The 509-nt window shown below is 63.1% G+C and carries 1 protein-coding gene; it reads left to right on the top strand.

Features of this window, described 5'->3' with window-relative positions:
• On the top strand, positions 1-509 hold a 509-nt coding region (locus tag O7A60_RS31790; RefSeq protein ID WP_337109593.1), incomplete at both ends, for a glutamine amidotransferase.

Here is a 509-nt window from a genome sequence, read left to right as displayed (position 1 = left end):
CAGTATCAGGCAGTGGTGATCTCGGATGTCGGCGCGCTGACCTTGCTGGTGACGGCGGAAGCCCGCGCAGGGCGTGTCGGCGTAAACCGCCTCGAGATGCTGAAAGCCTACGTCGAAAGCGGCGGCGGGCTGATGTTGGCCGGCGGCTATATGGGCTTTCAGGGCATGTTCGGGACAGCGCGGTTCCACGACACCCCGGTCGAAGACGTGTTGCCCGTGCGCTGTTTGCCGTTTTCGGATGGCATGGAGGTGCCCCAAGGCTTGCAGGCCTCCATCTTGGAGTCCTCCCATCCGATCTTTGCAGGGATCGAGAAGCCGTTGCCGCCGATCCTTGGCATGAACAAGCTGGATTTCAAACGCGACGGTTCATCCCGGCTGCTTGCGACCTGTCATCATCGCAGCACGGACTGGCCGCTCCTTGCTGTTCGCAATCATGGCCGCGGGCGCACGGTCGCCTGGACGACTGACATCGGGCCGCATTGGCTGTCGCAGGACTTTCTCGGGTGGCC

Origin of the sequence: Mesorhizobium salmacidum (SeqCode) (assembly GCF_037179605.1) — a bacterium.
In the GTDB taxonomy this organism is placed as follows: Bacteria; Pseudomonadota; Alphaproteobacteria; order Rhizobiales; family Rhizobiaceae; genus Mesorhizobium; species Mesorhizobium salmacidum.
This window is presented reverse-complemented; position numbering and strand designations above follow the sequence as displayed.